Here is a 14,860-nt window from a genome sequence, read left to right as displayed (position 1 = left end):
CATCAAAAAATTCAATATATCCTTCAAAATATACAAAAAAAGACAATTTCATTTCGAAAATTGCCTATATACAATAAAAAGCCTATGTCCTTACGAAAAGGTATAGGCTTTTGTCAACAATCTGAGGCAGTCCCTTCGGACTGTCTTTTTTACTGTCACTGAATTCACATGGTATTGCCGTTATTTTTGAAAAGCGTTCACAGCTGCTTCAGAAAATATTCACAGAGCATTGATACAATAACAGCGGTGATAAAAATGAAGAACAAAAAGAAAAAAAGTGCAATTATTTTAACGATTGCGGCAGTATCGCTATGTCTGGTGGCCTGGCTGACCAAACCGGAAACAACAAATACCACTGGCAGCATTGCTTCTGCCAAGACAACAGTGAAGGATATCTATCATGTGGAAAAGCAGAATGCCATACGTGAATCGCTAGACAATCAGATTGCGGAGGGCAGCTACAGCGAAGATAATGCTTTGATGGTCTATAATCCGTTTGGCACAAACACGCTTTCCATGTATACGTATTTTACAAGCACACAGGGTGCGAAAATCAGCTATACGATCCATGTAGAGAATAAAAATATTGCGGATTTCACACGCACATTAAATAGTGATTATGCTACGACGCATGAATATCAGCTGATCGGTCTGATACCAAATCAGGAAAATACGATCACCCTTCATATGGAATATGAAGACGGTACGAATAGGGATGTCACATATACCTATACCTGCGGCTCCTTAAAAGGAAGTGAATCCATTCAGCTGGAAATGGAGGAGGGCACCAGCAGGGAAGAAGTCAGCGATGGCCTGTATGTCATTCTCGGCAATGACAGTGATGCGGATGACTTCATGTATTATTATGATAACAACGGTATTCTGCGCGGTGAAGTGCCAATCGAAGGCTATCGATCACACCGTCTGCTGTTTGCAAATGATCGCATGTATTACAGCATAAGCACGAATAAGATGGCGGAAATGGATGCTCTGGGACAGGTTACCAACGTATTTGATCTGGGTAACTATGACCTGCACCATGACTACGTATTTGATGATAACGGAGACATGCTGATTCTCGCAACCGACACGACAAAGGATACGGTTGAGGATATGATTATCCGTTTGGATGTTTCCAGCGGTGCTGTGTCTCTGGTCGTAGATATGGGGGATTTATTCACAACCTATAAAGCCTCTGTGTATGATAAAGATAATGACGAGCTGGACTGGACGCACCTTAATACCATTCAGTGGATGGGAGCTAACGAAATTCTTGTGAGCAGCCGGGAAACAAGCACCATCGTCAAAATCAAGGATATCGATGGCACACCGGAAATAGATTATATGATGGGGGAAAAGACCTTCTGGGAAGACAGTGACTATGCAGACCTGCTGCTGGATAAGGCAAACAGCTTCACCTCACAGACCGGTCAGCATTCCATAACCTATGTGGAGGATGATACCCTTGCAGATGGACAGTATTATCTGTATATGTTTAATAACAACTTCGGATACTCTTCCACGAATACAGCCTATGACTGGAGTCAGCTGAATATCCCTACCGAGGTTAAGGCTGAGGATGCAGTAAGCAAATACTACAAATATCTGGTGGATGAAAAAAAGGGTACCTATACACTTGTGGATGCATTCGATGTCCCATATTCCCCTTATGTATCAAGCGTACAGAATATCGGTACGAATACGATTGTGGACAGTGGCATGGCATTTAATTTTCAGGAATATGATAGTGAGCATACGCTGATTCGTTCTTTTACCATGAAGGGTGAAAAGTATATTTATCGGGTTTATAAGTATACCTTTGATAATTTCTATTTTAATCAGTAGTTTACAGGGTACAGATTGTGCCCTTTTTCTTTATCCACGCTGCCTTACAGAAAACAGCTCCGACGTGAATTGCCTATTTCTATCAGCTAATATATGCTTGAAAATTGCTTTCATAAAGAAACAGCTAAGAGTATTTGACAGTATGTTTTCTCTAATGCATCAAAAGTGAAATCTCTATTGCCAGTTATGCATGAAGGCGTTTGATTCCGTACCTTGTAGCCTTATTCCTACAGGCAATGTATTTGCAATTTTACGTATTCTTGGTTATGATAATAAAAAAGATGGGAGACTGAAACTATGCGTATGCTGTTTATTGAATATCCGGCCTGCTCAACATGCAGAAAAGCAAAGAAGTATCTGCAGGACGCCGGGATGGAGCTGGAAATCCGCCATATCGTTGAGGAAACACCTACAGTGGAAGAGCTTCGTGCGTGGGTAAAGGAGAGCGGGTTAGAATTAAAAAAATTCTTTAATACCTCCGGCAATGCTTACAAGGAGCTGAAGCTGAAGGATCGTCTGAAGGAGCTAAGCGAGGAGGAGCAGCTGCGGTTACTTGCAGGCAACGGTATGCTGATCAAGCGGCCGCTGCTGATTTGTGAAAACGGAATCGCAGTTGGCTTCAAGGAAGAGAAATATAAAAATTTATGTTCAGAATAACAAATATGTGTTATATTGATAAAAAGGCATTGAGGTGATAAAGGTGATATTAGGTGAATCGTTGGAGGATTATCTGGAAACACTGCTAATCCTGGATAATGAAAACGGCAAGATCCGCTGTGTGGATGTGGCTAAGAAAATGGATGTTTCCAAGCCAAGTGTGAATAAGGCTATGAATGTATTAAAGGAAAAAGGACTTGTTCAGCAGGAAACCTATGGGGATATACATTTTACTCCGGAGGGAAGAGAGCTTGCTGTCAAGGTGTATCAGCGGCATACAACAATCCGCTCCTTTCTGGAGGATGTACTTGGTGTTGCACCGGATACAGCAGAGGAAGAAGCATGTCATATCGAGCATGTTATCAGTGAAGATACCTTCCAGAAAATAAAAAATTTCAAAAGATAGCGCTTTTTTATGAAAATGCGCTTTTTTTTGTTGCATATTTTTATAAAACGGAATAGAATAGTATAGGACATCGGGATGTAGCACAGCTTGGTAGTGCGCTTGCTTCGGGAGCAAGAGGTCGCAGGTTCAAATCCTGTCATTCCGACCATTCTGCTGATTAGCCTTTGAAGAAAAGGCTTTTTTTATATGCTTAACACATACGGCACCTACATACGCTCTATTGGACAAGCACGATTCCTAATGAAACCCGCTGTATAGAAATAATAGCCCTGATAGATTGGAATGCTGCTTCTTACCTGTGTTCATGCAGCTATATAGTCTTCAAGCAACTTTCAAGATAAGAAGCATGAAAGTTTTATCATATGTAAACAGCCTTGAAAACAGTTTGCTTTCAGATACATGAAAGACTTCGTTCTATAAACTGCTGAAAAAGTAGACGGTTCTAAAATCGTCTACTTTTCTGATTACAACGATCAGAAGCAACCGTATGCAAGCTGTAACCCAAGTCTTTTTCATTGTGCGGTATATCCTACCTGCATTTCCGGTTCATCAGCATTTCCTTCTGTCAGTATAGAAGTAAAAATTTGGTTTCTTACGCGTGGAAAACATATTCTCAATTTGAGAATACTTCCTTATAATTTTTCCACAGCTGCTCTGCCGCCAAATCTTTATCCACCGCTTTGATTTCACACAGCTTGTCAAACGTATATCTGACATACATCGGCTCATTCTGCTTGCCTCTGAACGGATGCGGCGTCAGATAGGGACTGTCGGTTTCCACAAACAGCCGATGCAAAGGAAGCGCTTCTGCCGTAGCCGGTGCTCCTCTTGAATTCTTAAATGTAAGCGGCCCGCCAAAGGAGATATAAAAGCCGATTTTTATCAGCTCCAGAGCCACTTCCTTACTTCCGCTGTAGCAGTGCATGATTCCCTTTATTGGACCTTCCTCCTTCAGAATATCCAGCGTATCCTTTGTTGCCTCTCTCATATGAATAAGAATCGGCCTGCTGTATTTCTGTGCAAGCTTGATTTGTCGTATAAAGCCGATTTTCTGATCCTGCGGCAATACATCCTCCCAATGATAATCCAGTCCGATTTCACCGACCGCAGCCAGACGCTCCTGCTTTAACAGCTCTTCCAGCCGCTCATAATCGGCTTCCTGAAAAGCATAAAGATCATTTGGATGAAACCCCAGTGCAATATCAAAGCGCTCCGGTTCCTTCTCCTTTAACTGCTCTGCTCGCTCATATTCAATAAAATTCGTACAGATGATGAGCATTTTTCCTATACCTGCCTGCTTTGCATTCTCCAACACCTCGTCAATGCGCTCATACAGGGCATCACAGGTGATATGACAATGTGTATCAATCAATGTATTCATAAGTTTCTTTCCTCCTGCTTATTTTCCCAGACAGAAATTGGAGAATAAGGTATCGAGAAGATCCTCCCGATGGACTTCCCCGAGTATCTCCTTTAAGGCTGTATAGGCCTCCTGTATATCGATTGCGACAATATCCAGCTCCATCCCTGCCTCCATGGAAGCAAGTGCCTGCCGCATACTGCTCTCAGCCTTCATCATCAAGGAAATCTGGCGTTCATTATGCAGCAGCGGCTCCTGCAGTACAAGCTGATGACGGTCAAATAATTCGTGAATTCTTATAAGCAGCGGCTCGATTTCACCACTTGCTGCGGATATGCATACCCCATCCTGCTGATTGGAGATATCCGTTTTATTGTAGACGATGATGCGCGTCTTATCCTTCGTCAGCTCCAGCAGCTCCTCATCCTGCGCATCCAGTGCGCGGCTGCTGTCCAGAACAAGAATTACAAGCTGTGCCTCGGTAATCGCCTGCAAGCTTCGCTGTATACCGATTTGCTCCACGACATCCTTTGTATCTCGAATTCCTGCCGTGTCAATCAGATTCAGAGTCAGTCCCTGCAAATGGATATGTCCCTCCACAATATCGCGTGTTGTTCCTGCTATATCCGTCACTATCGCTTTTTCTTCCTCAAGCAGCGCATTCAAAAGACTGCTTTTACCGACATTCGGTTTTCCGACGATTGCGGTCTTGATACCTTCCTTCAACAGCTGACCACTCTGTGCACGATCCAGAATTTGCTGAATACGCTTCATCCATTCTCTGGCCTTCGGCTGAATGATTTCACTGCTCAGCTGCTCCACATCATCATACTCCGGATAATCAATGTTTACCTCAATGTTCGCTATGATATCCAAAAGATCCTGAATCAAAGGGTCCAGCAGCTTTCTGACACTTCCGCGAAGCCCCTGTACAGCCATTCGTGCATTTTCATTGCTATCTGCCTGTATCATATCATTTACAGCTTCCGCCTGCGTCAGATCAATACGTCCGTTCAAGAACGCCCGCTGTGTAAATTCACCGGGATTCGCAAGACGGGCACCATGCGCAAGACACAGCCGCAGAATTTTCTTTGTGATAAACCGCCCGCCATGGCAGTTGATCTCTACGATATCCTCGCAGGTAAAGGTCTTCGGTGCGCGAAAAACACTGACAAGCACCTCATCAATCAGCTCGTCATGCTCCTGATCATAAACATAGCCATAGCTGATCGTATGGCTTTTTTTCTTTTGTACATCAATATTCAAAATGCTGTCCGCGATTGACAAAGCATCTGCACCACTCATTCGGATGATGGAGATTGCCCCATCCACCGCCGCTGTGGAAATTGCGGCTATTGTATCATTCAACATAAAAACACCTGCCATTTACTACGTAATTGTATCACAAAAAGACGAGAAAAAAAGGTTATTTACTCAATAACCCTTTCGTCCTACTGATCACTGTTCATGCAGTCTGCCGAGGTTTCCTTATCACGGCTGCGCGCGGAATTGTGAATACGGCATTTCAGCCGAAACACCAGGAACAGGAATATAGCGTAGCCGGCGGCAGCCAGCGCCAGTATTGGATAATAATATGCAGACGGCAAATGAAGGTATCGCGCACTGAGATAAGCAAGCAGGTACACACCGGGTACGATTGCCATGAGCCAGCACGCCAGGCTGGTAAGACTTTTCGCAAACTTCATGAAACCAGCTCCTTTGATCTGTACAGGACTTCCGCTGAATGGGACGAACAGCAGAAGCTCTTCAATACCTATAATGATAGTATCCACCATCTAACACCTATATGATAAATTTATCCATTTACTTAAACAATTACAATGTATCGAATGGCGGGCAGAAGCTCCGTGAATGGTGAGACAAAAAAACAGGGAATGCATGCATTCCCTATCTGCTTTTCAACAGCTCTTTTCTCCATTCCGGGGCAGCTTCCACTGCCGTCCAATACTCCCGCAGCGCGGTTATTTTACCCTCTTGAATTGTGAAAAAGCCAATGGCAAGAAAAGATACTTCCTTCCCCTTTACCATCGTTTCACTGATGATCCTATCCTCTGCTTTATAGCATTGCAGAACCTCTTCATCCCACTCTCCGGGATAAGCCTCATTAACCGCTATAAATTCATCAAGAGTGAAAACCTCTTCTGTATTCGGCCATGTGATGACTGCTGTTTCGCTGAAAAGCGCTCTCACATCATCAAAGCGCAGCTCATGGATTGCATTCCAGTAAGCCTGAACGATATTTTGCATACGATGCTCCTCCTTTCCTCGTTTTCTCTTAAAAAGGACTTCATCGCATGCTGCGCGCGACATGCTTTACCTGATCCTCATTTTCATACCAGTGTAAGCTTTCATTCATGCTCTTCCACCTCCCGGATCCTGCCTGCATCCATCGAATAGAAATGACAATCCTGTGTCCGGTGCAGGAAGCCGTATTCAATCAGATAACGGCGAAGGGATACAAAATCTTCAAATATCTGCTTTAAAAAGATATTGATTTCCTCTTCACTGTAGACCTGATGCGGTTCCAGAAATTCACAGATTTTCCGTAGAATGATAATTTTCTTTTTTTCCTTGGCTGGAATTTGCTTCAGCTTCAACGGATCGATAGAAAGTGTCATTGTCTTCAGCACCTGCTCTTCATCCTCTGTGGTTGCGACATAGCGCTCATCCACCTGTGCTGCGTGGTCATGCACCTCCAGCAGATTATCCATCATACCCTCTACAGATAACTCATAAAGAGCCAGATACATTTTTGCCTGTCTTGCTTTTTCACGGAATACAAAGCGCTGATGACGAACGGTTGACGCACTCGTATTGGTCAGCGAGGCTATTTCCTTATCGGTTTTTCCTTCATGGATATACTGCAGCAGCTTCTTTTGCACATCTGTCAGGCTGCAGGACTTCTTATCCAGCTGCAGCAGCTGTTCAAAGACAGAGCCATGTTCCTTTTGTATATGCATCTGTACGGCCTTTTCCGCACGATAAAAATGTCCGTTGATCGGAAATATTTCACCGTCTTCAAACACTGCATCACAAAAATTGCAATGATAAAAGCTGCGTTTGTCTTTCGTATATCCGTTCTTAATTTCATCCAGATTTTTTTCTCTTGTTATTTTCATATTTCATCACCTGTAAGCAACTGCATATGAAGTATTATAACATACTTTCTCAGTTTGCGATATGATGATGAAACACCGGTGTGGAAGAGTCAATAACACGAAATTCATAGCCCTGAGACAGCATGCTTTTCAAAATCGTGGGAAGTGCCTGCACCGTTGCCTTATTCCCTGTCCCATCATGCATCAGAATCATAACCTCTTTTTTATCCCGGATTTCCTTTAATGCTGTATTGATCAGTGTATCACTGCCTACATAGCAGTTTCCATCTCCATTGGAAGCATTCCAATCATAATACGCATACCCTTTCTGTGTTACGGACGCTGCCAATGTACTCATAATACCGCTGCTGTACTTTCTGGATACCGTATTGCTGGTACCTCCGGGAAAGCGCAGAATGTTCACCTTGTGTCCGGTCTGTTTTTCAATCAGCGCATTGGTTTTATTGATATCCTCAAAATATGCCTCCACACTGGAATAGATTTTACCATAATCATGAGAGAAGGTATGAATCCCGATCGCATGTCCCGAAGCATCCTCTTTCTTAATCAAATCATAATATTCCGGATTGCTGCCGGTCACAAAAAACGTTGCCTTGACATGGTAGGTATCCAGAATATCCAAAACCTCCTGCGTATACTTGCTCGGCCCGTCATCAAAGGTTAAATAGGCAACCTTTTTTTCTTCTACCTTAGCAACCGGAGCACTGTCCTGTTCCATCGGGAAATATTTCTGTGCCCAGAAAAAAGCCACCCACATCAGTGCCAGAAATGCCACACTGCTTAAAATCACATCCCGCCATACTTCTTTTTTCATATAATCACATCCTCTCTGTTAGCTTTCCCCGGTAATGTGCATCTTATAAGGGGCATGGCAAAACATTCACGCAGGAGGTCGAAACGTGATATAATGAATTACAAAAGGAGGGATCTTTTATGCTGTATGACAATCGCATAGCTGCCGCATTTCTGGAAGGGAAACCTGTGGCAGAGGAGGAGCATTTTTACCTGCTGCAGGAGTATGAGGAAGCAGATCCGAAACGAAGGGATATCGTACAGGAGCTGGACTCGCAGCTGGAAAGCATCGTAGAAGAATTTCCAACCTTTAACAAAGAGCTCTTTGAAGTCCTCTTTCCAAACTACAGAGAAAAGCTGCAGACTGTCTGTATCATGGCTGTTGTCGGTACAAAGGAAAACCGCATTGTGAAATCAGAGGAAGGGCTTTGTATCCTGATCGATCTGATTCATATTGCCGATTATACCCGTGTCGTTTCACAGATGACCTATATTCTGCAGAATTATTTGACCTTTGAGCTATCAAAGTATCTGATACAGGAGCAGTTTCCTGTACGATCCCGCAAATATCTCAGTCTGTTGAATCATCTCGCCTTTACAAACGGACTTGCAAATTACCTTGCATGGAACGCTTCCTGCAGCAGCTATAAGTTCTATACACAAAAATATGAATCCCATAAGGAGCGCGCCTTCGGCCTGCTTGCACAGGCGCTTCAGGTGGAAACAAAGGCCTTGCAGCATAAGATTCTGGTCAGTGCCGTAACACAGGAATTCTGGAATCAGTTTCCCTCTGTGGCAGGTATGTTTTACTTTGATGACATCTATCGTGATCTTGGAAAAGAAGGCATTGCTCTGTTATATAAACACGGGCCGAAGAATTTCATTCAGACGATATTTCACAGCTGAGGTGATACCATGATTATAAACATACTGACAGGAGATATCACCGTTATGCAGGTGGATGCCATCGTGAACGCCGCAAATACCACTTTGCTTGGCGGAGGTGGTGTTGACGGAGCCATTCATCGAGCAGCAGGTGCAGAGCTTTTAAAGGAATGCAGGACGCTTCACGGCTGCAGGACAGGAGAAGCAAAGATTACAAACGCATATCAGCTTCCCTGCAGCTATGTCATTCATACACCGGGACCAATATGGCAGGGTGGAAATCATGGCGAATGTGAGCTGCTGGAAAGCTGCTATCGAAGCTGCATGACGCTGGCACAGCAATATCATATAGAAAGCATCGCTTTCCCATCAATCAGTACCGGTGCATACCGCTTTCCCTTGGAGCAAGCAGCCCGCATCGCCCTGCGAATAATACAGGAAGCAGATACACCAATGCAGAGTGTAAAAACTGTCTATCTGGTTTGCTTTGATGATCACACCCGACAGCTGTATGAGCAGCTCAAGGAGGAAAGCAGCCCGTAATTGTATGCGTTACGCTTCGCTGCGAGTTCACTATAAAATGCAATTTTACATATATGTTAAGCTTTTGAAAACCAATCGATAGTATGCAGGTAAATGATCATTATTTATCTGCATTTTTTCGTGTAGAGACTATGTAAGAATGAAATGAACCTTAGAATATGTGCTATAATTAGGGTAATTACAATTTATGGAAGCTTAGAGCCTCATCCCTGAATTCACGGAAATCAGCATGTCAAAGATGAAGCTCTAGAGGAGATAGCATATGACTACACAGAATACGATACATACGATTGTAAAGGGCATGAACTGGAAACCGATTGTGGATGTTTCACCTCTGGCCATCTATATACTGAAAAAGGATGCTGGGCTGACACTCTTATATGGTAATCGTAGCTTTTATGAAATATTTCATACAACAAAAAATAATTTTGCATTCAAATATGGCAACCGTCTGTCCGCAATGATTGATACGCAGGATTATATCCAAATACAGAATACTTCCCAAGCCTGTTTTTCCTTTGTACATGAAATCAGTGTCCCACACAAGAAACAGCTCTATACACAAGTACAGATGGATGAGACAAAGCAGCTTCTGTTCGCAGTGACGATGGATATCAGCTTATATGAGCATGATCGCAGTGAAATCCAGAATTTTCATCGGATCGTTAATACCACGTCTCCCTACCTGCCCATGGAGGTATTTCAATATAATCCGGAAAAAGACGAGATACAAATCCTAGTAAAAAAGAAGCTGCTTACGCATATGCCGGAGGTTCTTTCCTATCCCACCTTTGAACAGAAGCTAATGAAGCAAAGCAACGTCGAGGCAGAGGACATGCGCCAATGGAAAGAGGTCTGGCATACAGCCCTACAAAGCAATGAAACTGTCATTCATGAAAAAAAGCTTGAGGATGCCTCATGGCTTCGCCTCACACTGATTCCTTATCATGGAGGTAAACAGTCTGTCTCTCTTATTGTGATTTTAGAGGATATTTCAGGTGAGAAAAATACATATCAGGAGTATTTGAATATTACACAATTCTATCATCTGTTACTGAAAGAAAAAGAAGCATATGCCCATGTAAATGTAACAAAAAATTCATTTCATACAATGGGTGGCATTTGGGATCTGTATAATGAATTGGTCGATGAAATAACTTATACACAGCTGTATGAACGCTTTATTCACAAGGTTGTTATGCCCCAGGACCGTAAGGATTATCTTGAGCTGATGAATCCTGAAAACCTGTTGCGCAACTATGAGAGCGGAAATTTCAGGCTTCGCTATGAATTCAGAAGAATCATTGAACAAAATAAAATGGCCTGGATGGAAATAGAGCTGTTATTATTTCGTGAGCCTATCACCAATGACCTTCTGGCATTGATGTTTCTAAATGATATTGATGAGCGAAAAAAGAATAATTTCCAGCTGCAATATGAGTCGGAATTTGATCAGCTGACCGGAATATATAGAAAAAATGTAGCAGAGAATTTAATTTATAAGGAGCTATCACAGCACCCGCATAAGCATCTGCGTGCATTTTTGATTTTCGATATGGATAATTTTAAGGATATCAATGATTTATACGGACATAAGAAGGGGGATGAGACGCTTGCTTTCTTCTCTTCCATGCTTCGCACTGTATTCCACAAGGACAGCATCGTCGGTCGGTTTGGTGGTGATGAATTCATCGTTTTCGTGAAGAAGCTGCACGCACGGGAAGACCTGGATCGTGCTTTGCATACCCTGTATCAGCAAATGGAAGCAAGAGGTATTATGTTCAGTACAGGCATTACCTTGCTTGATCAGCCGATGATGAGCTATGAAGAAATATTTGTTCAGGCAGATCGGGCTTTATACCGTGAGAAAAAAACCGGAAAGGGAAGCTTTCACTATTATCATGAGCAGCCCTGTGCACAGGATGATTTACCAAGGGAGGACGCTGCTTTATCCCCCAGCCTGAATTTTCATTATACCCGGGTGATGAATGCTTCAGAAATTGATTCCTATCTGGGAGAATTCGGAGACATTGCCTATCTAGTGGATCCGGATACCTATGATCTGATTCTGGGTAACCAGTCCTTTTATGATCGTATAGGACTAACGAAGGAGCAATGCCGGGGAATGAAATGCTATGAGATTATGCATCATAGAGGCTCCCCATGCCCCTTCTGCGGGAAAACCAGCTGGTCACGGGATAAATATTATATATGGAAGGATAACAACCGTTGTCTGGAACAGGATTTTTTAATTAAGAATAAATTGATTCCATGGCATGATCAGGAGGTTCTGTTAGCGATAGCGATTGATATTTCCAATGATAAAAGTATTGTTGACTCTATGGAGAGCTATGGCACTGAAAGTCATATTCTTTTAAGTGCGATTCAGCATATGCAGGAGCATATGGATATGGAGGGAGCACTCCATAGCGTTCTGGATTCGATCGTGACCTTCTTTCATGCTGATTCCGCAGATATATGGCAAAAGCCGAAAGGGGATAAGCCATATAAACCAAGCTATCAATGGTGTGTGACGGATTGCAGGATCAATTTCACGGAAAAGGATCAGGAGGGCTATGACAGCTGGCTGAGAAAGCAGCAATGGGATGCACCTGTCAACATTGAGAATCCGCAGCAGATGATGCAGCAGTCATATGCTATGTATCAGATCATGCAGCGACATCTGATTCGCAATCAGCGATGGGTATTATTACAGGATCAGGGTGTGGAGTACGGCTGTCTTGTCATTAACAACATTGCAGCGAATTTCAGAAATATATCCTTCCTTGATTCTCTGACTGTTTTCATTGTGAATGAAATGAAGAAACGAAAATTGATCGAAGCGATGATTCATGCAAATGATTATGATTATCTGACAGACCTATTAAATCGAAACAGCTTTGTACGAAATTGTAAAGAGCTGCAGGATCACAGCCTTCATTCGATTGGTGTTGTCATGGCGAATATTGATCATTTAAAGGAAATCAACCGCGTCAATGGTACAGCTACCGGGGATCAATATATTCAGTGCTTTGCACATCTATTAAAGCAGATATTCACCACTTCTGATATATATCGTCTAAATGGGGATGAATTTCTTGTATTGACACCAAATTGTGAAAAGAAGGATGTTGATCAGAAAGTCAAGGAATGCAAATCAAAATTGTCGCACGAGAATTTCACTGTGTCCTTTGGTGCTGTATGGGATGATATGGAAAAGAATATCGCACATTTAATGCAGACAGCCGGTAATATCATGCAATTCAATAAACGAATGCATTATGAGGAAATGCAGGATGCGAAGGATATGCGTCAGCGAAAGCTGCTTCATGATTTAATGACAGGTATCCAGCATCGGGAGTATGTAATATATCTGCAGCCAAAGGTTCATATGAATACACATAAAGTAGTCGGTGCAGAAGCACTGATCCGGCAGAATCATAAAGAACTCGGAGTCTTGGCTCCGGCAGAGTTTGTCCCGGCTTTGGAGTCCAATCACCTTATTCGCTATATCGATCTGTTTGTATTTGAAGAGGTCTGTAAGCTATTGGAAGGCTGGAACGATGACACATTCAGAATTTCTTTGAATTTCTCTCGTGTAACATTGTTGGAGGATCATTTATTAGTTCATTTGAAGCAGGTAATGGAACAATATACATTTCCTTATCAATGTCTGGAAATTGAAATCACAGAAAGTGCATGTACAGAGCATTCAGAAACGCTATACGAGGTTATCAAAGAAATCAGTGCACTTGGGCTAAGAGTTTCATTGGATGATTTCGGGATCAGCTACAGCAATCTATCAATTCTCAGTGATGTTTGCTTTGATACCATCAAGCTGGATAAAAGCTTGATTAAATCGTTGGCAACGGAGAAACGAAACCACAAGATTGTTAAGCATATGATTCAAATGTGTACAGATTTGGAAATGGAAAGCATAGCGGAGGGAATAGAAACCGAATATCAGGAATCTATTCTGCTTGCTTCGGGCTGTATAACAGGACAAGGCTATTTGTATGGAAAGCCTGTACCTGTAGATGAGTTCCGTAAGGCTTTATTAGCCGGTATGTGTAGTGATTTGAATTAAATGGTGCTATTCCCTTTATATAAGATGATCATTACGCTTGGATTACATACAAATATATTGATAGATTAAATCCGAATAGCATGATCTGAGCCATATAGAATCGTGATATGGCTCTTTTGTTGTACTGTTGGGATACCTATAGCTATTGAGCACTATACGTGTAACCTCATACTTATAATTACAGACTAACAAATAAAAAAGAATCAAAGAAATCCAATCGGATTTACATGATTCTCCTTCATAACACATAATGGATAAATACCAGCAGATTTATATGCCGTTTTATACCTTACCCTCATCCATATCAATCTGGAACATGGAGCTGCACACTATATCGATATCGATCCCCTCTATAATAAAATTCAGCATATTCTATGATCCGATCACGTTGATCCTTCGTGACACGCTGTACAAACAGCAGTGGGCTGCCCTCTTTTACGTGCAGATAATCTGCAATTTTTTTATCAGCAATCACCGATTCTATTGTTTCATTGGCATTCTTCACACTGTAGCCCTTTTCTTTAAACAGCTGATATAAAGATACATTAGGTCTTATCAGTTCATCCCTTGTTAATGCTAAATGAAGTGGGCAGTACACACGCTGGAAGCCAATTGGACTGTTATCACTCCAACGCAAGCGTTCATGACAGCTTACCTCTGACCCCTTAGAAAGATTTAATTTAGAACATACCAGAGATGAAGCAGATATTCTTTCATCAAATGAAACAATATCTGAATGAACACCGGCTCCCTTATATTCCTCAGAAAAGCTAAGAAGATTCTGCAGCTGCAAGGATTCCTTCTGACTAACGACCACAGTTCCTACGCCGTGAATTCGCTGCAGGTATCCTTCATCAACAAGGAGCTGAACAGCATGTCGAACAGTTATCCTACTTACGCCAAAAAGGGTCTGCAGCTCTGGTTCTGCTGGAAACAGTCCACCGATCGGATATGTACCATTTATGATTTCTTCTTTCAGATCTTCATAAATTGAAAGATATTTTATACTATTTGTTCGCATTTTTCTTCACCTCATATAGCCGTAACATACTTCCTTTTAAATTTCATTATAAATGAATGCCTATTTAATGTAAATACTTTTCAAGGAATTCATTGGAATCCTACCGACATAATTTTGAATAGAA

The 14,860-nt window shown here is 42.2% G+C and carries 13 protein-coding genes and 1 tRNA gene; 7 read left to right on the top strand and 7 right to left on the bottom strand.

The window, feature by feature from the left end:
* Positions 1-255: 255 nt before the first annotated feature.
* The 4 genes from NE665_RS09485 to NE665_RS09470 all read left to right on the top strand — a co-directional run bounded on the left by NE665_RS09485 (position 256) and on the right by NE665_RS09470 (position 3,056).
* Entirely contained in the window at positions 256-1,845 is a 1,590-nt protein-coding gene (locus NE665_RS09485) for an aryl-sulfate sulfotransferase (protein WP_233104697.1), read from the top strand.
* 297 nt (positions 1,846-2,142) lie between these two features.
* Positions 2,143-2,502, top strand: a complete 360-nt coding sequence (locus tag NE665_RS09480; protein WP_117441865.1) for an arsenate reductase family protein — start codon at positions 2,143-2,145, stop codon at positions 2,500-2,502.
* Between the two features lie 43 nt (positions 2,503-2,545).
* On the top strand, positions 2,546-2,908 hold the full coding sequence (locus NE665_RS09475; RefSeq protein WP_008818117.1) for a metal-dependent transcriptional regulator: 363 nt from the start codon (positions 2,546-2,548) through the stop codon (positions 2,906-2,908).
* Positions 2,909-2,979: 71 nt separating this feature from the next.
* A tRNA-Pro gene (locus tag NE665_RS09470) sits at positions 2,980-3,056 on the top strand.
* A gap of 465 nt (positions 3,057-3,521) precedes the next feature.
* On the opposite strand, the gene NE665_RS09465 is transcribed toward NE665_RS09470, so the two are convergent.
* From NE665_RS09465 to NE665_RS09440, 6 genes are all read right to left on the bottom strand, one after another.
* Positions 3,522-4,289: a TatD family hydrolase gene (locus NE665_RS09465; RefSeq protein WP_117441866.1), complete on the bottom strand. Its 768-nt coding sequence runs from the start codon at positions 4,287-4,289 to the stop codon at positions 3,522-3,524.
* Between the two features lie 18 nt (positions 4,290-4,307).
* Positions 4,308-5,639 (bottom strand): tRNA uridine-5-carboxymethylaminomethyl(34) synthesis GTPase MnmE, encoded by a 1,332-nt coding sequence (gene mnmE, locus NE665_RS09460; RefSeq protein WP_117441867.1) that lies wholly within the window; start codon positions 5,637-5,639, stop codon positions 4,308-4,310.
* An 80-nt stretch (positions 5,640-5,719) separates the two neighbouring features.
* Positions 5,720-5,974: a hypothetical protein gene (locus NE665_RS09455; RefSeq protein ID WP_117441951.1), complete on the bottom strand. Its 255-nt coding sequence runs from the start codon at positions 5,972-5,974 to the stop codon at positions 5,720-5,722.
* Positions 5,975-6,176: 202 nt separating this feature from the next.
* Entirely contained in the window at positions 6,177-6,536 is a 360-nt protein-coding gene (locus NE665_RS09450) for a nuclear transport factor 2 family protein (RefSeq protein ID WP_117441868.1), read from the bottom strand.
* Between the two features lie 101 nt (positions 6,537-6,637).
* The gene (locus tag NE665_RS09445) at positions 6,638-7,408 is read right to left on the bottom strand and encodes a DUF2087 domain-containing protein (RefSeq protein WP_117441869.1); all 771 of its coding nucleotides are present in this window, start codon (positions 7,406-7,408) and stop codon (positions 6,638-6,640) included.
* 49 nt (positions 7,409-7,457) lie between these two features.
* The gene (locus tag NE665_RS09440) at positions 7,458-8,222 is read right to left on the bottom strand and encodes a polysaccharide deacetylase family protein (RefSeq protein ID WP_117441870.1); all 765 of its coding nucleotides are present in this window, start codon (positions 8,220-8,222) and stop codon (positions 7,458-7,460) included.
* Between the two features lie 119 nt (positions 8,223-8,341).
* Between NE665_RS09440 and NE665_RS09435 the strand changes: the two genes are divergently transcribed.
* From NE665_RS09435 to NE665_RS09425, 3 genes are all read left to right on the top strand, one after another.
* Positions 8,342-9,106, top strand: coding sequence for a hypothetical protein (locus NE665_RS09435; protein WP_117441871.1), 765 nt, complete (start codon positions 8,342-8,344; stop codon positions 9,104-9,106).
* 9 nt (positions 9,107-9,115) lie between these two features.
* A complete protein-coding gene (locus tag NE665_RS09430; RefSeq protein WP_117441872.1) occupies positions 9,116-9,628 on the top strand; it encodes an O-acetyl-ADP-ribose deacetylase in 513 nt (170 codons plus the stop codon).
* Between the two features lie 262 nt (positions 9,629-9,890).
* Positions 9,891-13,715: a bifunctional diguanylate cyclase/phosphodiesterase gene (locus NE665_RS09425; protein WP_117441873.1), complete on the top strand. Its 3,825-nt coding sequence runs from the start codon at positions 9,891-9,893 to the stop codon at positions 13,713-13,715.
* A gap of 304 nt (positions 13,716-14,019) precedes the next feature.
* On the opposite strand, the gene NE665_RS09420 is transcribed toward NE665_RS09425, so the two are convergent.
* Entirely contained in the window at positions 14,020-14,736 is a 717-nt protein-coding gene (locus NE665_RS09420) for a GntR family transcriptional regulator (protein WP_117441874.1), read from the bottom strand.
* Between the last annotated feature and the right edge of the window lie 124 nt (positions 14,737-14,860).

The organism is Clostridium sp. DFI.1.208 (assembly GCF_024463855.1).
Lineage (GTDB): Bacteria > Bacillota_I > Bacilli_A > Erysipelotrichales > Erysipelotrichaceae > Clostridium_AQ.
The sequence above is the reverse complement of the archived record's forward strand: the minus strand, read 5'-3'. Positions and strand labels throughout refer to the sequence as shown.